Source organism: Streptomyces sp. C, from assembly GCF_000158895.1.
Taxonomy (GTDB): domain Bacteria; phylum Actinomycetota; class Actinomycetes; order Streptomycetales; family Streptomycetaceae; genus Streptomyces; species Streptomyces racemochromogenes.
Window position 1 is genome coordinate 3,604,342 of the sequence record NZ_GG657750.1, and the last position, 17,551, is coordinate 3,621,892.

Sequence of the window (17,551 nt, forward strand, 5' to 3'; positions counted from 1 at the left end):
GCACCCCACCCCCGGCTGGCCAGCCGGAGCGGCCCTGTCCGCGTGCGTTCACGCTCGCCGCGCTGCTGGCCGCCCGGCGCGCGACCCCCGACGTCCCCGAGGAGGCCCTCCGCGCCCGCGCCACCGTCGCGTCCCGGGTCTCCGCGTCCGTGTACTCCCTCGACCTGCGCCAGGCCCGTTCCGCCGCGCGCGGCACGCGGGGGCTGCGCGCCAGACCGCTGCTGCGGCTGCCCGTACCCCGCAGCCGGTGGCTGATCGTGCCCTGGCGCGACGCCACCGCACTGCTGCGGGCCCCGGGACGCCTGCTGTGGGCGGCCCTGTGGGGCACCGCGGCCCTCGGCCTCGGCTCCGCCGCCCACCACGCCCGGCCCGACGGGCAGGCCGCCCTGTGCGCGGCCGCCCTCGTCGCCGAGTACCTGGCGGCGGCGCAGCTGACGGAGCCCGCCCGCCTCGACAGCGACGACGCCCGCCGCTCCGCCAACCTCCCCTACGCGTTCCGGGCCCTCGCGCTGCGGCACGCCTGGGTCCCGTGCGCCCTGCTGCTGGGCGGGCTCGGCGCGGGCAGCGCCGCGGCCTGGCTCACCGGCCGGGGGACACCGGCCCTCGCGCTGCTGGTGGCGGCGGTGCCGGCGATGGTGGCCGCCGCGCTGGTCAGTTCGTACCGCGGGCCGGTCCCCACCCACCTGCTGGTCGGGGCGGAGACCCCCATGGGCAACACCGCCGCGCTCCAGACCGGGCTCTGGTACGCGCGCGGCCCGCTGGCCGCGCTCGTGCTGTCCGCCCCGGTGCTGGTCACCGCCGACCGCGCCCGCGAGACCGGCGCCGGCCACATCGGCTGGCTGCTCCTGCTGGGCGCGGCGGGCATGTGGTGGGCGCGGCGCACCGCCCACCGGCTGCACGGCGCACCGCCCGGCCGGCCCCCACGACACGCGGGCAGAAGACTGCGCGCCTACCTCATCACAAGGCTGAAATGACCGACGATCTTGCCACAACACCCGCCGTGCAGGGCCTCCTTGAGCGGCTCGGGCTCGGGCTGCTGCCGCCGCCGCAGGGCGACGGACCCACCGGCCGCAACCGCAACGCGGCCGGCCGGACCACCACCGGCCGCGCCGTCTTCGTCAAGCAGCTGGACGCCCGGCAGCCGGACGCGGCCCGCCGCTTCCGCCGGCAACTCGCCTACGAGGAAGCGGCCGCCGCCCGCCCCGGGCTCCTCGCCTCGCCGGAGTGCCTGGGCTGGGACGCCGACGAGCTGCTGATCGTCTTCGAGTGGCTCGAAGGCGCCCGCTCCGGCTCCGACCTGGCCTCCGACGAGGAGTTCGACGACGAACTCGCCCGCAAGGCCGGGGAGATGATCGGCACGCTGCACTCCCTTCCGCGGGATGCCCTGCCCGCCCGGGGTACCGGGACGGCGGAGCCGGACCCGATCCTGCTCCCCCCGCTGGAGTTCTTCGACGCACTCCCGCTGGCGTACCACACCCAGGCGAGCGGGGCCTCGCTGGAGGCCTGGGGGATGCTGCAACGCGACGCCGAACTCGCCGGCGCCCTGCGCCGGCTGCGCGCCGAGGAGGCGGCCGCACCGAGCTCCTTCGTCCACGGCGACCTGCGCCTGGACCAGTTCCTGCTGCACGGCGGCCGGCTGCGCCTCTGCGACTGGGAGGAGTTCCGCAGGGCCGATCCGGCCCGGGACGTCGGCGCGTTCGTCGGCGAGTGGCTGCACCGCGCCGTGCTCGACATCCCGTCGAAGGACGCGGAGCTGAGCGGCCCGAGTCCGCAGCTCTCCCACCAGGACATCGTCGAGCGGGGCGTGGCCGAGCTGAACCGGCTGCGGACGCGCAACGTCGCCTTCTGGGAGGGCTACCGGGCGGCCACCGAGTCCGCCCGCGCGTCCGCCCCCGCGTCCGCCGCCGCGGCCGCCGATCCCGCTCTGCCCGTCCGGGCCACGGCCTTCGCCGGCTGGCACCTCATCGACCGGATGTTCGCCTCCGCCGAGCAGCGGCCGCGGCTCACCGCCCTCGACCGGGCGGCGGCCGGCATCGGACGCTCCGCCGTGCTGCACCCCGAGAAGTTCACCACCGTCCTCGGCCTGGAGGCTTGAGATGGACGCCTTCCCCCACCTCGCGGAACTCCTGTCGGACGTGCGCGTGCACCCCGGGACCCGCAGCGCCCGCGTCGGCGACCGCGACATCACCGCGGACACGGCCGGCCGGCTCCGCCAGAAGCTGATCACCGCGCTCTACGAGACGTTCCACGTGGGCCACGCCTTCGCCGAGGAGCGGCCCCGGACCTACCGGGACCCGCTGTTCGAGGAGCGGCTGGGCGCGGCCACGCCGCACGACACGACGATGGCCGCCGCCCGCCTCGACGGCGACGGCCTGGTGCTGGTCGACGGGGTGCGCGTACGCGTGCCCGAGCCGGACGTGGTGGGGCCGCGGGTGCGGATGCCCGCCCGGCGTCCCGGCCTCTCCCCGGGCTTCTTCCTCGTCGACGGGTCCCGGGGGCACTCGTCCCGGCGGCCGCTGCTGCGGGTGTACGTCCACGTGCGCACCCCGGAGGAGGCCGTACGGGCCTGGGGAGAGGTGCTGCGCGCGCTGGAGCGCGACGGGGTGCCCTACCGGGCCAAGGTGACCTCGTCCCGCCGGCTGTTCCCGCGCCGGGACGGCCTGGTGGTCTACCTGGGCGAGGACGCCTGGCACGGCGCCTCGGTCGTCGCGGACGCGGTGCCGCGGCCCGACGCGCCCCACCTGACGGCTCCCACCTCCTCCTTCGCCCGGGAACTGGCTCCGGGGATCGCCATCGCCTGGGAGCCCGAGGACGCCCGGCCGGGCATGCGGGGGATGAGTTTCGGGCAGCACCGCGCCGCCGCCGTCGCGGACGCGCTGCTGGCGCACGCCACCGGGGCCGGCCGGACGCTGGACGACTGCCTGCGGGAGCAGCTGACCGCCGCGAACATCGACCCCGAGGCGCTCCACAGGAATGCGGATTCACCCCGACTTCCCTGAGTCGCGCATTCGACTTCCCTAAGTCGCGCCATTACCGCGCGGAATGCCGGGCAACTTTCCTAAGTAGCAGCCGAACCCCGTGACGCGGCCCACAGATTGATCTCCGGAGCCCCGGAAGATGATCTACTGAGAAACGTCAGAAGGGCGGGGCCCGAAGGGGAAAACCGCCCATCGAATTCTTTATCAAGGGGGAATCCACATGGACTCCATGGACCTCATCGCCGGTTACGCCGCCTACACCACGCCGGAGGAGCTCGCCGCTTCCGAGGCCACCGACGCGCCGGCCATCACCACCACGGTGACCTCGTCGGAGATCTGCATCACGATCACCGTCGGCTGGGGCTGCTGACCTTCAGCGCCGATCCGCCAGTGGCCCGGGCCCGTCCTTCGGACGCCGCCCGGGCCCCGGCCCGAAGAGGGAGTTCCCACGTCATGCCGGAGGATCTCGAATCCCCCTCCCGCTTCACCCTGCCCAACGGCCTGCGCGTCGTGCTGTGCCGACGGGGCACGGCCCCGCTGGCGGCCGTCTGCGTGCACTACGACGTGGGGTTCCGGTCCGAGCCGGAAGGGCGCAGCGGGTTCGCCCACCTCTTCGAACACCTGATGTTCCAGGGAAGCGAGAACGTCGGACGTTCCGAGCACTTCACGATCGTGCAGGGATCGGGCGGGACGGCCAACGGATCCACGCGCCAGGACTACACCGAGTACTACCAGATCGCTCCCGCGTCGGCCCTCGAAAGACTTCTCTTCCTAGAGGCGGACCGCATGCGGACGCTGCGGCTCACCCAGAATTCCCTTGACACCCAGCTGGCGGTGGTCAAGGAGGAAATAAAGCTCAACGTCCACGACCGCCCTTATGGCGGATTCCCCTGGACGGACCTCCCTTCGGTCCTCTTCCGGAAATTCTGCAACGCACACAACGGCTACGGCGATTTCATCGACCTCGACCGCGCCACGCTGGAGGAATGCGCCGCGTTCTTCGACGGCTACTACACGCCGTCCAACGCCGTGCTCACCATCGTCGGCGACATCGATCCGGCCCGGACCCTGGAATGGGTGACCCGGCACTTCGGCGACATACCGGCCCGGCCCGCGGCGGCCCCGCAGGACCTGGCCGAACCCTGGCCGGCCGGCCCCGGCACCGGCGACCGCATCGACCCGCGGGCCCCGCTGCCCGCCACCGCCGTCGGCTACCGCCTGCCCGACCCGGTCGCCGAACGCGAGCGCTACCTCGGCCACATCGCCCTGGCCGCACTGCTGGGCGGCCCGTCCGGGCGGCTGCGGCAGCGGGCCCTCGCCCGGGGCGTCGACCTCACGACCGCCACCGCCCAGTGCGGGTTCTTCGGCCCGTTCGACGCCCGCGACCCCGACACCTTCGTCGTGACGGCCCGGCACCCCTCGACCCGGCACCGTGAGGTCACCGGCGCGGTCGTGGCGGCGCTGGAGGACCTCGCCGGAGCCGGGCCCGACGACGCCGAGGTGGCCGCCGCGATCGGCGGAACCGTCGCACGGTGGCACCGCAGGCACGACAACCTCCTCGCCTTCGCGCGGGCCGTCGGCGCCTCCGCCCTGCTCCACGACGAGCCGTCGCTGCCGATGGACCTCCCCGGGCACCTGGAGGCCCTCGGGCCCGGCGCGGTGCGCGACGCGGCCGGAAGCCTGGCCGGCAGCGCACCCGCCGCACTCCTGGTCCACACGCGCGACGCCGGAGGAACACCGTGACGCGGCCCCTGCCCCCGCTCCACCCCGAGAAGCCCCTCGCCCTCCCCCGCGTGGTCGAGCGGCACCTGCCCTCCGGCCTGCGGATCTTCGCGGTGCCCCGGAAGGGCGCCCCGCTCGTCGAGGTCCGCGTCCTCGTCCCGCTGTCGGCCGGCGACCCCGTACGGTCGGCCGCTGCCGAACTGCTCACGACGACGGCCTTCACCGGGTCCGTACGGCTGGACGGCCGCGACGTCCCCTGGGACTCCGCCTTCACCACCGGCCGCCCGCAGGCGCAGCGCATGGCGGAGTGGCTGACGGTCGTCGGACACGTCCCCGCCGCCGGGCTCGACCGGATGCTCGCGATGACCGCCTCCTGGCTGGCCGCGCCCGCCGTCCCCGAGGACCGCCTCGCCCGCGAACGCGAGCGGCTGTCGCAGGCCCTGGCGATCCTCGACGCCCAGCCCCAGCGGATCGTCCTGCGCGAGCTCAACCGTGCCCGCTACGGCGACCTGCCGGTCTTCGGCGCGTGGCCGCCGGCCGCCACCGTGGCGGCCCTCACCGCGGACGACGTGCTCGACACGCACCGCACGTGCCTCTCGCTCCGCGAGGCCCGCGTGATCGTCGTCGGGGACATCGACGCCGGCACCACCGCCGACGCCGTGGCCCGGGCCTTCGACGGCCTGCCCGCGGGCGCCGCGGCACCCGTCCGCCCCGGGCCGGCGCCGGCCGGCCGCATGCGGCTGGTCCCGCGCCCCGGGGCCGCCCAGTCCCACGTGGCGCTGTCCGGCCGTTCCGTACCCTTCGACGACCCCCGGTACCCCGCGCTCGCCGTGGCCAACGCGGTGTTCGCCGGGTACTTCTCCTCCCGGCTCGTGGCCAACATCCGCGAACGGCGGGGCCTGGCCTACCACGCCCTGTCGCGCTTCGACCGCACCCTCGGCTCCCCGTCCACGGTGACCGACGTGGTCTGCGGCACCCCGTCGACCGGGCTGGTGGTCTCCGAGGTCCTCGCCGAGCTGACGAGGCTGGTGGAGAGCCCGCCCACGCCGCGGGAGATCGACGGCGCCCGCACGTACCTCAGGGGCTCCCTGCTGACCGCCACCGCCTCCCAGTCGGACCTGGCCAACCTCCTCGCCTCGCTGTGCTGCTGGGACGTGGGCACCGACTGGATCCAGGAGTACCCGCGCCAGCTCCTGGAGGTGACTTCGGACGAGGTCGCCGCGGCCTGCCGGGACTTCTTCGGCCCCGGCCCGCAGGCGGGCGTCGTCCTCGGCGACCCGGCGGCCGCGGGGCCGTCCCTGACCCGGTACGGGTTCGATTTCGAGGCAGCAGGAGAACAGACGTGACCCACGAGGAAGTCCACGCCGGCGGCGTGCCCGTCCCGGAGTTCACCGCCGAACGGCTGCTCGTCGTCGCGACGGGCGCCGTCCACGCGGCCCACCTGCCCACCTGGGCGGGCTGGCTCCGGCTGGCCTACCCGCGCCTGGAGACCCGTACCGTCGTCACCCGCAGCGCCGAACGCTTCGTCAGCCGGGCCGCGCTGGCCGCCCTCGGCGGCGGCGAGGTGCTGCTCGACGTCTGGCCGGAGGAGGCCACGACCACCGCCCGGCACGTCGAACTCGCCCAGTGGGCGGACGCGGCGATCGTCTATCCGGCCACCATGAACTTCATCGCCCGCTTCGCCACCGGCATGGCGGACACCCCGGCCATGCTCGCCCTGCAGTGCACCCTCGCCCCGATAGCGGTGGCTCCGGCGCTGCCTCCGGGCGGCCAGGAGAACGTGACCTTGCAACACCACCTGAAGTCCCTCGGAGCCCGCCCGAACGTGGTGGTCGTCCCCACCACCCCCGGCCGCAGCATCACCACCGGACGCGACGACGCCGCCGTACCGCCACCGCTGCCCGTGGTGATCGGCGCACTGGCACGGAAGCGCGCCGCCCATGCTGGTTGACGAATACGGCACCGGCCGGCTGCGCACCCGCATCCTCACGGCCCCGGACGGCCGCTACCTCTGGCAGCGGACGCACCTGACGGGCACGGCGCCGGACCGGACCGCCCACCGGCTCGCCCCGTCCCCGAACGTCGCGGCGGCCACCTTCGACTGGGACACGGAGACCGAGGCGGAGACGGCCTCCTACACCGCCTCCTACACCGCCTCCTACACCGCCCCCGGCGCCACGTCCCTGGCCCGCACCGTCTGGCCGCCCACCCCCGCCCCCGCGCCCTTCGCCCTGGGCCCGGTCATGGAAGCCGTCGCCCACGCCCTCCGCGACATCGGCCGACGCCCCTTCCCGCCCGGCACCACGGGACCCCCGCCCGCCCTCGACCGGCTCGGCCGGTGGCTCCGCACGGGCGCCGGGCCGGAAGGCGCGGTCCGGCTCCACCACCTCTGTACGGACCGCCTGGGGCCCGCCCGGCTGAGCACCCTCGACCAGTGGTGCCGGGACGCCGCCCCCGGTGGCCCGGACGACGTACTGCTCCACGGCGAACCCTCCCTGGGGCTGACGGTCCCCGCCCCGGACGGCCGCCACACGGTCCTGCTCACCGGCGAGACCCTGTCCCGCGGAAGAGCCGAACACGACGCGGGCTGGCTCCTCGGCGAACTCGCCGAGATGGCGGACGTGGCCGCCCGCAACCTCCCGGACGCGTCGGCGCCCTCGCCGTTCCGGCTCATGGCCGGGGCCTTCCTCACCGCCTACGGCGCCGCCCCGGACGACACCCTCCTGTGCCGCAGCGCCACCCTGCGCCGCACGGCACACCTCCTGGACTTCGCCGAGAACGTCGGCTGGAGCGCGGGCATCAGCACGTACGTCGACGTCCTGGCCGCCCTGACCGACGACGCCCGCTCCGTACTCGCCCCCCTCACCCCGCCCGCGTAACCGCCACCGCCACGCCATCGCGGGACTGTCCGCGACCCGGGGTTGCTACCGTCGATCCGATGTCCCCATCCCGCTCGCCGGAGAAGAAGGATCTTCCTCATGCATGATGCCCGCGCCCTGATCGACATGGGTGCCGAAGCGGTTCGTCGGCTCGCTCGTCGCGGCTACACCCTGGACCTGACCCGGCTGGAAGACCTCCAGTCCCGGCGCAACCGGGCCATCCGCTCCGCCGACGACCTGCGGGCGGAGTCCAAGCGGGTCGCGAGCGAGGTCCAGCAGACGGCCAGGCAGGGCGGGGACATCACCGGGCTCAAGGAGCGCGCCCGCGAGCTGAAGGACCGGATCCGAGAGGTCGAGACCGAGCAGGAGCAGGTCCAGGACGAGCTGCGCGACCTGCTGCTGACCATCCCGAACCTGCCCGACGACGCGGCTCCCGACGGCGACTCCGAGGAGTTCGCGGTGGAGGTCCGCCGCGTCGGCACCCCGCCGGTCTTCCCCTTCGAGCCGAAGGACCACGTCGACCTCGGCGAGGCCACCGGCATCCTCGACTTCGCCCGCGCCACGAAGCTCTCGGGCTCCCGCTTCGCGGTCTCCCGCGGCGCCGGCGCCGCCCTGGAGCGGGCCCTGGCCTCCCTCTTCCTCGACCTCCACACCCGTCGCCACGGGTACGTCGAGCACGCCGTCCCGTACCTGGTCACCCGCAAGACGATGACCGGCACCGGCCAGCTGCCGAAGTTCGAGGAGGACCTCTTCAAGACGGGCGTCGCCGACCGCGAGCTCTTCCTCATCCCCACGGCCGAGGTCCCCCTCACCAACCTCTACGCCGACGAGATCATCCCCCCGGCCGAGCTGCCGCTGGCGCTGACCGCCCACACCCCGTGCTTCCGCTCCGAGGCCGGCTCCTACGGCCGCGACACCCGCGGCCTGATCCGCCAGCACCAGTTCTCGAAGGTCGAGATCGTCAGGATCGTGGACCCGGAGACCGCCGACTCCGAGCTGGAGACGATGGTCGGCCACGCCGAGGCGTGCCTGCGGGAACTCGGCCTCGCCTACCGCGTCGTCCGGCTGGCCGCGGGCGACACGGGCTTCTCCGCGCAGCTCACGTACGACATCGAGGTCTGGATCCCGAGCCAGAACACCTACCGGGAGATCTCCTCGGTCTCCCACTTCGGCACCTTCCAGGCCCGCCGCGCGAACATCCGCACCCGCGGCGAGGACGGCAAGCCCAAGCCCGTCGCCACCCTCAACGGCTCCGGCCTCCCCATCGGCCGCACCCTGGCCGCACTCCTGGAGCAGTGCCAGCAGGAGGACGGCTCCCTCGTCCTCCCCGAATCCCTCGCCCCCTACCTCGGCTTCCGCCGCATCACGGCGAACGGCACCCCGGAAGCCTGACCCGAGGACGCCCCAGCCACCGTCACCGGCCTCCCGCTTGCCGACCCCCCTCCCCCCGGTAGGGGGTCGGGGCGGGGGCACCGGCCACGGAAAAGCAGAAGACCCAGATCACGAACGTGACCTGGGTCTTCTGGATGGAGCCGCCTTCGGGATTCGAACCCGAGACCTACGCATTACGAGGCCACACAAGATCATCCCGCCTGGTGCCGGGCAGTGCCGCCGCATCCCGTTTCCGCTGATCAGAGACTTGCAGCCTTGATCAGCGTGACGGCTCGTCCGCCCTGGTGCCACCCAGTCCGCTCACGCAGCGCTCACGCAGGAAGAGCGTCCCGCGACCGCAAAGCCGCAGGTTCCCGGCCGTGCCGCAGACAACCCGGACGGCGGCATCCCGGTGCCGCCGCACCGGGCAGCAACCCATCGGATCTGATCGAGTACCTCCAGTCGACGGCGCGGCGCGGCACAGCCAAGCACTCGCGGCCGGCCCCAACTGACCTGCCGTCAACATCTGCCGAATGGGCTACTTTTGTCAGTGGTCGCGTGTACCGTCCAGAACGACTCTGGACCACATCCACACCGCAGCCGCGCCTCCACCGGCATGGCTGGTAGAGGGGCGAGACGCGTTGAGCATCACTCAGGGGCTGTCCCAGTCGGTCGAACTCAAGAAGCCACTGACTGCGCTAATCAACAGGGGCTGCGTACCGGTCGGCGGTATCTACCGTCTGGACTACGACTCAGCTGTGGTGCTGACCGATGACTTCAAAAAGGAGAAGGCCGGGGGAGTTCCGAGGGGCGGCTTCCTTCTTGCCGTCGCGGGAGACAACACAGAATCCGGTTTCATACTCGAAGATCAAGAGATCATCCTGCTTCGAGTCCGCGGCACTGCGCCACTGCCCAACGAGTCGGAACTCATTCAAACTCGGCTGGCAGTCGTTCGCGACGCAGGCGCATCGGGGGTCGGATTCGACGATGTCACCGATGTGCTAACACGAAACGAACTCCAGCAGTCAGCCTTCGACTGTGAAGTTTTGGGCACCTTCTACACCGAGTCTGAGGGACGCGAAGCCGCGATCGAGTTCGGGGCAGACATCGACAACGTAGTCGTCTCTGCGCGCTACCAAGTCTTTCTTCCATCGATTCAAGTCTTGTCATGGCTTGCGTCCTACCCTGAGCCCACCGACAAAAAGGACGCCCTTGCAATCGGAAAGGTTCGATTCGCCGCTACACGACGCAAGGCTCTGATCGCCGGCACCGACAAGGCGGAGGCTCACATCAATGTCTCCGACTTCGTCGGGCGAAAGACTGCTGTGTTCGGTATGACCAGGACCGGAAAATCCAACACGATCAAGACACTAGTAACAGCAGTCCACCGGTACAGTTCGGAGCACAAGCGCTCGATTGGTCAATTGATCTTCGACCCTCAGGGTGAGTACGCGAACGTCAATAAGCAAGACCGCACGGGCCTTCGCCTTCTCGGAGACAATGAGAGCACAGTGCGGATCTACAAGGTAGATCCCAACGCCTCAGACAACCGGGAGAAGCCACTGCGTATCAACTTCTATGACCGCGAGGTCCTGGAAGCCGCCTGGAGTCTGGCCAGTGAAGCAACCCTTCCCGTCAATACCAATTACGGCAAGAGCTTCCGGTCAGCGGTCCTCTCCGAACCTGACCAAAACGATCGCAGCAAGCATGCCCGCTGGGGGTGGGCAATGGTCGCCTTCTTCGGGCTCCTGTCCAAGTGCGGCTTCGAGGCAGCGAGGTTGCCGCAGGATCTCGTAATCGTCGCCCCAGCCCCTATTCAGGACTTCATTACCGCACACCCTGCGGCTGTGTCGCAGGTCCGACCGGGCTCCTATCGCGTCAACAGCCCTTCGGGAGCGCTGCAACTCGCCGAATGGGTGGGCGAAAGGGAAAGCGAATTTCCCAAATGGCATGACACCCAGGATTGCCACTTCAGCGCCATTTGGGGCGTCTATAAGTACACCGGCGTAACGTCCGCCATTCGCACCATTCGCCCATTTCACGCCCCTCAATCGGCAGGCGATGTTGCAGAGCATTTGTGGCACGACATGCAGGAAGGTCGACTTGCAATTGTTGACCTCTCCAGTGGAAACGACCAAGTCGCCAAGGTCATGTCCGAGCGTATCGTCACCCATTTGCTGAACCGGGCGGGAGAGCGATTCCGCGACGACCACGATCCAGTGGATATGCAGATCATCGTCGAAGAGGCGCACAACCTATTTGAGCGCAGCGGGCGAGAGGTGGCAGACGACCCATGGGTGCGCCTGTCAAAGGAAGCCGCGAAGTATCGGATGGGGCTCATTTATGCTACACAGGAAGTCACATCCGTTGACAAGCGAATGCTCTCGAACACGTCAAACTGGCTGATCGCTCATCTCAACTCTGACCACGAAACGCGAGAGCTGTCTCACTACTACGACTTCAAGGTATGGGCTCCGAGCATCATTCGAGCAGAAGACGTCGGATTCGTTCGTATGAAGACCTACTCGGGAAAGTACATCGTTCCGGTGCAGATCTCCAAGTTCGACCACGCCATGGTGAACGCTGCCCGCAATGCAGCTGGCTTGGCAGACGTCAACGTCACGATCGAAGGCGAGTAACTCGTGCCCTACGATGGCGAGAAGGCTTCCAGGCTTGGCCACGTGGAGACGGCAAGGAACGAAGCGGTCAAGGCTGCCCTCCAGCGCTGGACCATCACCAGCGCTCGCCCCAATGGCAAGGATGGCATTGCTGAACTGTGTTCACCCCTCGAAGACTTGCCCCTCATCGGTAAGCTTGATGAAGTAGATTTCTCCATCACCGTCGACGGCTCGGACACCGAAGTAGACACCACCCGCGACCATCCAACCGTAAAGGTCGGCTATCTCCGGGTTGCGGGTTCCGTGGTTCGGCTGGATGTCTTTCGCAGCCTTTCACGAGTGAAGCGCATCGACCCACGTGAGGTTCGCAAGTCTCATTCTGAATACGCCTTCGACGTCGCTCTACCCGGATCTCAATTGACTCGCCCAGGTATGAGCGGCGTGGACACCTGGCGCGTGGAACTCAACGACTTTCTTCACAGTTCCCGTTTCGACTCGAACACCGAGATGACCCTCGCAGATGGACTTCTCGCACTGCACGGCACGCGCGGCAAGCCGGCGTCCGGGATCGGCCTGCGCGTCTGCCCTGGGTGTGGACAAAAGGCGGGTAGCAGCCTCGCGCTTTCGGCTGGAAAACAAGGCGGATCATGCCCCGCCTGCAACGCACACCTTTACCTCTCGGATGTGCTACGAACCCACGAAGAATACAATGTAGAGGGTTCAAACTTCACTCCGCTCGGGCGCGTCATGAACGTGGCCGAGCGACTGATGTCGGTGTGCTACTTGAACTTCTTCGCCGATACCGCGCCAGAGGTTCTCCGGCACACCCTCTTCATCACTGATGGGCCGCTGGCTTTGTTCGGCCCGCTTGCCCCGCTCAAGCGAAGGTTCGAGGAACACCTCGGCAACTTGAGCGACTGGTGCACAGATCAGGGACTCATCCCTCCTCTTATCGTCGGAATCGAGAAGTCGGGCGCCTTTGTTGAACATGCGGAATTGATCAAGGATCTAATTCCGCCAGGTCACGTCATGCGGCTTACCAACGCCTACATCAATAGAATTTCTGGACGCCCCGAAGGTAACGAGTACGGCGTGGACGAATTCTATGGACGCCGCTTCATCTACCGCACTCGAACCGGCGACCCTCTAGTCATCACGGTTCTCCCTAGATCGGGGCTATCGCCGTACGACGGCAACCGCCCCGAAGTGGAAGGGTGGGAGGCATATCCCACGCTCCGCCTGATATGTGAGGTTCTCGACTCCCTGAGGACTCGCATGTATCGGCATGCCGTCGTGCCCATCGCTCTGGCACACTCGGCTGCGGCACTGCCTCTCGGCGTGGGACGCTCAGTCTTGACGATGATGGCCCAGCAGAACATCCCTGGCCTGAAGCCCCATCTCCAGGCGGTCCAACCACCCACGTACTTCAAGCGGTAGGTCGATCATGTTCCGGATCACTCACGCGTCCGGCAAGATAGGCAGGTGACCTCTGTGACCTCGTCGGCGACTACTACCGCCGCAAGCGGCCCTGCCCGGATTGCCACCTTCTTCGGCGCCGACGAGGCGATCCATACCCAGACGCGCCCGCTGCCCCAGCAGTTGGAGCCCATCTCCCACGCACTCTCCCAGGGGCGTTATCAGTCCCCCTTGCGCTATCCAGGCGCCAAGTCCTCACTGGCTCCCGTGATTTCGCGAGTGATTACATCAGCGAAACAGTCTCGGGAGGTTCCCGAGGTAAACCTTCTAGTCGAGCCCTTCGCCGGCGGCGCGTCAGCCTCATTGCGATCCATCGGCGAGGGAATCGTAGACCGCATCCTACTCGCAGACGCCGACCCTCTTGTTACGGCATTTTGGCAAGCGGCCGCCGCCGACACCGAACAGCTCATCGACCGAATGCACGAGGAATGGAAGAGGTATGTTCGCGATGGTGGCGCCTCGGCCGTAAGTCGATGGGATTACTGGCGCGCATGGTCTCCGCGTCCGGCGATGACATCACAGGATCGCCGCCTCAGCATGGCCACGCAATGCCTGTTCCTTAATCGGACCACTTTTTCCGGGATCTTGCACGGCAAGGCTGGACCTATCGGGGGTCGCGCTCAGACCAGCAACTACCCCATTGGATGTCGCTGGAATCCCGATGCACTCGCCGAGCGACTTAGGTATGTTGGCCATCTCTACGATATCGGGCGTCTAGTGGACGTATGGTGCAAGGACTGGCGGCAGACCCTGGATGATGTTCCCGAGCATTATCCGCAACTCCTACCGTCTCGCGTGGTTGCCTATCTAGATCCTCCGTATATCGAAAAATCTTCCCTTTTGTACCGAACTTCGTTCGACCCTCGTGGCGGCTATGGCGGTGGTTCGAGCGTCGAGACGTCCGCCGATCCACTTCACCTCAGTCTCGCAAGCTACTTGCGAACGAGGGCACAGTTCCGCTGGCTGCTAAGCTACGATAATCACCCCATGCTTATGCAGAGTAAGTGGCTTTACGCTCAATCCAGAATGACTCCGTCAGAAGTCGATCGCGAGACTCTCGGCGTGCGGCAGTGGCGGATTACCAAGAGATTGGTCGCCACGCGCTACTCGGCAGCTGGACGTTCCGGAAAGAGATCAGCCGAGGAATTGCTGATCACGACGCTTCCTCCAGCGACCGTGCCACTGGACGAACAGCTTCGCTTGCCGTAACGGGTCAGCTCTCCCTTGTCGGTGACTCCCCGTGTTCGAGGTAGAAGGTGAGACCGTTCGTCCGGGCCTTGATTCCCGCGACAATTCGGCGAGCCAGGCGGGGGATGGTGAGGTCCGGTACCGGGTCGGCGTCATGGAAGTCGTAGCCGCAGAGCTCGTCTGCTTGCAGGGCGATCTGGTGGCGGGCTTCTGCGCTCAGGCGACACCGTCGAAGAGGTAGAGGACCTTGTCTCCCTCTCCGGGGTTCGGTGCCCAATCGACTACTAGCAGGCGGCCGATGTGCGGTGCGATGCCGAGTTCCTCCTGGACCTCACGCACGCAGGCTTGTCGGGGCGACTCCCCCTCCTCGACGTAGCCCCCGGGGACGTCGAGGTAGTCCTTGTTGGAGGGCTCGACGAGGAGGACCCGATCAGCTTCGTCGAAGAAGAGAGCGCCGGCCGCCATGCGGGGGCGGGCCATCTTCGCTTCGTGCTCGTTCTCGCTCACGAATTGGACTCTAGCCACCCGCGACAAGACCCAGCCTGCGGGCCAGGTCCGCCAGGGGATAGGCAGGCTGGCTCCTGGTGCCGCGCATCTAGCCGACGACCAGTTCCCGGCTCAGGCATGGGACTGATCTTGGGCCTTGCTGGGCATCGACGGGGCATGGAGGAAACAATGCTGACGTGGGCAAGGCAGGTTGCCGAGAGGGAGCTCAGCGCTGTGCTTCCCCGAAGGTGGGCGCATTCGCAGGGAGTGTCGACGCGCGCCTCCGGCCTTGGCCCTGCCCTGGCAGGGGACGCTGAGCTGTTGTGTGCTGCGGCGGTGCTGCACGACGTGGGCTACGCGCCCCGGCTTGCGGTGACGGGTTTCCATCCTCTGGACGGGGCCCGGTTCCTGCGTGACGAGCATGGTGCGGACGAGCGGCTGGTGCGGTTGGTGGCGAACCATTCGTTCGCGCTGCTGGAGGCCGAGGAGCGTGGGCTGAGGGAGGCGCTGCAGCGCGAGTTCCCGTTGCTGGACGAGCCGCTGCTCGTGGATGCGCTCGTGTACTGCGACATGACGACGACGCCCGACGGCGAGCAGACCACCGCCAAGGAGCGGGTGGCGGAGATCACGGGCCGCTACGGGGCGGACAGCCTTGTGGGGCGGTTCATCCGTCGGGCGTCGCCGGAGATCTTCGCGGCGGTGGCGCGGGTGGAGGCGGCGCTGGCTCAGCCGAGGTAGGGGTAGGTGCCGGCGAGGTAGTCGCCGATCTGCTGGCGCATGCTGGCGTGGATGTCGTACTGGTCGAGGTCCGCGGGCCGGATGAAGCGGACCCCGTCGGCCTCGTCGTTGATCGTGGGCACCCCGCCGATGGGACGGCCGATGTAGGTGTTCTCGTACTGCTGGCGGATCTCGCCGTCGGTATAGGCGACGATGTGCTTGGGATTGGTGTAGACGCCGAGGAAGCCGGTGATCTCGGCGACGATGCCGGTCTCTTCCAGGCATTCGCGCACCGCGCACTGGGCCGCAGTTTCGCCGATGTCCTGGGCTCCGCCGGGCAGGGCCCACTGTCCTGTGTCGCGGCGGCGCTGGAGCAGGATGGCGCCACTCTCGTCGACGACGAGCAGGTTGCTCGCGGGGATGAGGGTGTTCGCCTTCGGTGCGGCGGGGTCGTTGTAGTACTCAGTCCTGCCCATGTGCGGCGGTCCCCTTCTGGTCGGGAGTCCAGGGCCGTGCGGTGGCCCAGACGGCTTCGAAGCTTTGAGCGTAGTTGTCGAACCACCCTGCACCGTCAGCCCTCTTGAGATGCAGGAGGGGGTTGGCGCTGGCTGGTCGGCCCCACACATGTGGGTTGACCAGCAGGTGGTCGTCGTAGCGGAACAAGGACGTGTAGAGCGTGGTGTCGTGGAGCCGCACTTCACAGCCAGCCTCGGGCAGCAGTGGGCGGTAGTAGGTGAGGGAGGCGCGGATCTTGGCGGCGAGGGTGTCGCCGATGCCTTCCTCGCGTCCTCGGATGGCGACTGCCTGTCCGCCCGGGTCTCCGAAGCACAAGCGTACGCGGACTCCGTCGGCGGCTCGCTCGGCGAGCATCTCGGCGACCTGGGGGTTGGATTGGGCGAAGAACGTGCCGGAGAACACCAGTACTCCGATCTGCTCCCGTGCCTCCTGGAGGAGGGTGAGCCACATGTCCCGGGGGACACTGGCGCGGTTCTCGTAGGTGCCGATCAGCTCGCTGCCTAAAGCGGCGGTGGGCTTGGTCGCCCGTGGCTGTGGGACGGGCCAGAGGAAGGACTCCTCCACCCGCAGGTGCTGGGCAGCCCGGAACCGGTGACGTGGGTGCGGCACGCGACCGCCAAGCCAGCGGCCAACGGTCTTGGGATCCACCTCGCAGAGCTCGGCGAGCGACTCGGGGGAGACGCCACGCTGGGCGAGTACGGAGTGCAGTCGCTCGTTCACAGGTGTCATGCAAGCGGAGCCGGGAGTGATCGGGCAAGGACGTTTCGGGACGTTCCCGCGGCATGGGGAAAGACAACTGTCCTTACGCTGACGCCATGCAGCTCATCGTCCTATGGGACATCGACCACACCCTCATCGAGAACGCAGGCGTCAGCAAGGAGATCTACGCCGCCGCCTTCTCAGCCCTCGTTGGTCACGCCCCTGTGGGGTCGGCCCGGACGGAGGGCCGGACGGATCGCCTGATCATGCGCGGGATGTTCCAGCAGCACGGGCTGGAAGAGCCTGAGTGGTCCCTGGTCGAGGCAGCTCTCACCGAGGCCGGCCAGAGGCGCCGGGAGGATCTGCGCCGTCGGGGAACGGCGCTGCCAGGAGTGCACGACGTACTTCTGGTGGCATCGGCGCATCCCGGCTGGGTGTCGTCGGTACTGACCGGGAACATCGCGGCCAATGCCCGAGTGAAACTGTCCGCCTTCGATCTCGATCCGCTGCTGGATCTGCCTGTTGGGGCCTACGGGGCCGATGCCGAGCATCGGCCCGACCTCGTCGCGGTCGCGCGGGAGCGGGCCCAGCGCCTACGGGGCGTAGGTGAGGACGTCCCGGTCGTGCTGATCGGGGATACCCCCCGGGACGTCGAGGCCGCCCTCGCCACCGGCGCGGAGATCATCGCCGTCGCCTCCGGTATCCACAGCGCCGACGAGCTGGCTGCTGCCGGTGCGTCCGTTGTACTGCCAGACCTGTCGGACACGGAACGGGTCATCGCGCTCCTGGAGGGCTTCGCCGGGCGCTGAAAACGTCCCAGGACGTCCTCGGGAGCGTCCGTATACGCGGTGATGCGGTCCCAGCCCCCTCGGCCACGATCAGGGCTCCAACGAGGCGACTG

General features: G+C 68.8%; 15 protein-coding genes and 2 pseudogenes. 14 read left to right on the forward strand and 3 right to left on the reverse strand.

Annotated elements, in window-relative coordinates:
• The 12 genes and pseudogenes from SSNG_RS16055 to SSNG_RS39740 form a co-directional block, all read left to right on the forward strand.
• A pseudogene (locus SSNG_RS16055) lies at positions 1-974 on the forward strand (hypothetical protein); the annotation flags it as partial.
• Positions 971-2,095: a class V lanthionine synthetase subunit LxmK gene (gene lxmK / locus SSNG_RS16060; protein ID WP_063749896.1), complete on the forward strand. Its 1,125-nt coding sequence runs from the start codon at positions 971-973 to the stop codon at positions 2,093-2,095. The pseudogene SSNG_RS16055 and the gene lxmK, both read left to right, overlap by 4 nt.
• 1 nt (position 2,096) lies before the next feature.
• Complete coding sequence (locus SSNG_RS16065; protein ID WP_007264904.1) at positions 2,097-2,999, forward strand: T3SS effector HopA1 family protein; 903 nt, start codon at positions 2,097-2,099, stop codon at positions 2,997-2,999.
• 199 nt (positions 3,000-3,198) lie between these two features.
• Positions 3,199-3,348 (forward strand): LxmA leader domain family RiPP, encoded by a 150-nt coding sequence (locus SSNG_RS42125; protein WP_007264905.1) that lies wholly within the window; start codon positions 3,199-3,201, stop codon positions 3,346-3,348.
• A gap of 83 nt (positions 3,349-3,431) precedes the next feature.
• The gene (locus tag SSNG_RS16070) at positions 3,432-4,721 is read left to right on the forward strand and encodes a pitrilysin family protein (RefSeq protein WP_007264906.1); all 1,290 of its coding nucleotides are present in this window, start codon (positions 3,432-3,434) and stop codon (positions 4,719-4,721) included.
• Positions 4,718-6,046, forward strand: a complete 1,329-nt coding sequence (locus tag SSNG_RS16075) for a pitrilysin family protein (protein ID WP_007264907.1) — start codon at positions 4,718-4,720, stop codon at positions 6,044-6,046. Before SSNG_RS16070 ends, SSNG_RS16075 begins: the two co-directional genes overlap by 4 nt.
• Entirely contained in the window at positions 6,043-6,651 is a 609-nt protein-coding gene (locus tag SSNG_RS16080; RefSeq protein WP_007264908.1) for a flavoprotein, read from the forward strand. The genes SSNG_RS16075 and SSNG_RS16080 overlap by 4 nt, the downstream gene beginning before the upstream one ends.
• Positions 6,641-7,579, forward strand: coding sequence for a hypothetical protein (locus tag SSNG_RS16085; protein WP_007264909.1), 939 nt, complete (start codon positions 6,641-6,643; stop codon positions 7,577-7,579). The genes SSNG_RS16080 and SSNG_RS16085 overlap by 11 nt, the downstream gene beginning before the upstream one ends.
• Positions 7,580-7,678: 99 nt before the next feature.
• Positions 7,679-8,971, forward strand: coding sequence for a serine--tRNA ligase (gene serS, locus SSNG_RS16090; protein ID WP_007264910.1), 1,293 nt, complete (start codon positions 7,679-7,681; stop codon positions 8,969-8,971).
• 620 nt (positions 8,972-9,591) lie between these two features.
• Positions 9,592-11,589: a DUF87 domain-containing protein gene (locus SSNG_RS16095; protein WP_007264911.1), complete on the forward strand. Its 1,998-nt coding sequence runs from the start codon at positions 9,592-9,594 to the stop codon at positions 11,587-11,589.
• A gap of 42 nt (positions 11,590-11,631) precedes the next feature.
• On the forward strand, positions 11,632-13,005 hold the full coding sequence (locus SSNG_RS41175) for a hypothetical protein (protein WP_206731299.1): 1,374 nt from the start codon (positions 11,632-11,634) through the stop codon (positions 13,003-13,005).
• A gap of 45 nt (positions 13,006-13,050) precedes the next feature.
• Positions 13,051-14,253 carry a DNA adenine methylase gene (locus tag SSNG_RS39740; RefSeq protein ID WP_128636986.1) on the forward strand — a complete coding sequence of 401 codons (1,203 nt, stop codon included), beginning with the start codon at positions 13,051-13,053 and terminating at the stop codon, positions 14,251-14,253.
• A gap of 4 nt (positions 14,254-14,257) precedes the next feature.
• On the opposite strand, the pseudogene SSNG_RS16105 reads toward SSNG_RS39740, so the two are convergent.
• A pseudogene (locus SSNG_RS16105) lies at positions 14,258-14,739 on the reverse strand (NUDIX hydrolase).
• A 156-nt stretch (positions 14,740-14,895) separates the two neighbouring features.
• Between SSNG_RS16105 and SSNG_RS16110 the strand changes: the two are divergent.
• Complete coding sequence (locus SSNG_RS16110) at positions 14,896-15,456, forward strand: HD domain-containing protein (RefSeq protein ID WP_007264915.1); 561 nt, start codon at positions 14,896-14,898, stop codon at positions 15,454-15,456.
• Here the strand turns inward: SSNG_RS16110 and SSNG_RS16115 are convergent.
• The gene (locus tag SSNG_RS16115) at positions 15,444-15,911 is read right to left on the reverse strand and encodes an NUDIX domain-containing protein (protein WP_007264916.1); all 468 of its coding nucleotides are present in this window, start codon (positions 15,909-15,911) and stop codon (positions 15,444-15,446) included. The two genes, SSNG_RS16110 and SSNG_RS16115, sit on opposite strands and share 13 nt — an antisense overlap.
• The gene (locus tag SSNG_RS16120) at positions 15,898-16,671 is read right to left on the reverse strand and encodes a helix-turn-helix domain-containing protein (RefSeq protein WP_007264917.1); all 774 of its coding nucleotides are present in this window, start codon (positions 16,669-16,671) and stop codon (positions 15,898-15,900) included. The genes SSNG_RS16115 and SSNG_RS16120 overlap by 14 nt, the downstream gene beginning before the upstream one ends.
• 95 nt (positions 16,672-16,766) lie before the next feature.
• Here SSNG_RS16120 and SSNG_RS16125 point away from each other — a divergent pair, with 95 nt between their 5' ends.
• The gene (locus SSNG_RS16125) at positions 16,767-17,459 is read left to right on the forward strand and encodes a haloacid dehalogenase-like hydrolase (protein ID WP_042803611.1); all 693 of its coding nucleotides are present in this window, start codon (positions 16,767-16,769) and stop codon (positions 17,457-17,459) included.
• Positions 17,460-17,551 lie beyond the last annotated feature (92 nt).

Bases quoted from the DNA above. Each gene is read 5' to 3' on its own strand.
- SSNG_RS16065 (WP_007264904.1), top strand. From the start codon at position 2,097: ATGGACGCCTTCCCCCACCTCGCGGAACTCCTGTCGGACGTGCGCGTG.
- SSNG_RS16125 (WP_042803611.1), top strand. From the start codon at position 16,767: ATGCAGCTCATCGTCCTATGGGACATCGACCACACCCTCATCGAGAAC.
- SSNG_RS16110 (WP_007264915.1), top strand. From the start codon at position 14,896: ATGGAGGAAACAATGCTGACGTGGGCAAGGCAGGTTGCCGAGAGGGAG.
- SSNG_RS42125 (WP_007264905.1), top strand. From the start codon at position 3,199: ATGGACTCCATGGACCTCATCGCCGGTTACGCCGCCTACACCACGCCG.
- lxmK (WP_063749896.1), top strand. From the start codon at position 971: ATGACCGACGATCTTGCCACAACACCCGCCGTGCAGGGCCTCCTTGAG.
- SSNG_RS16085 (WP_007264909.1), top strand. From the start codon at position 6,641: ATGCTGGTTGACGAATACGGCACCGGCCGGCTGCGCACCCGCATCCTC.
- serS (WP_007264910.1), top strand. From the start codon at position 7,679: ATGCATGATGCCCGCGCCCTGATCGACATGGGTGCCGAAGCGGTTCGT.
- SSNG_RS16070 (WP_007264906.1), top strand. From the start codon at position 3,432: ATGCCGGAGGATCTCGAATCCCCCTCCCGCTTCACCCTGCCCAACGGC.
- SSNG_RS16115 (WP_007264916.1), bottom strand. From the start codon at position 15,911: ATGGGCAGGACTGAGTACTACAACGACCCCGCCGCACCGAAGGCGAAC.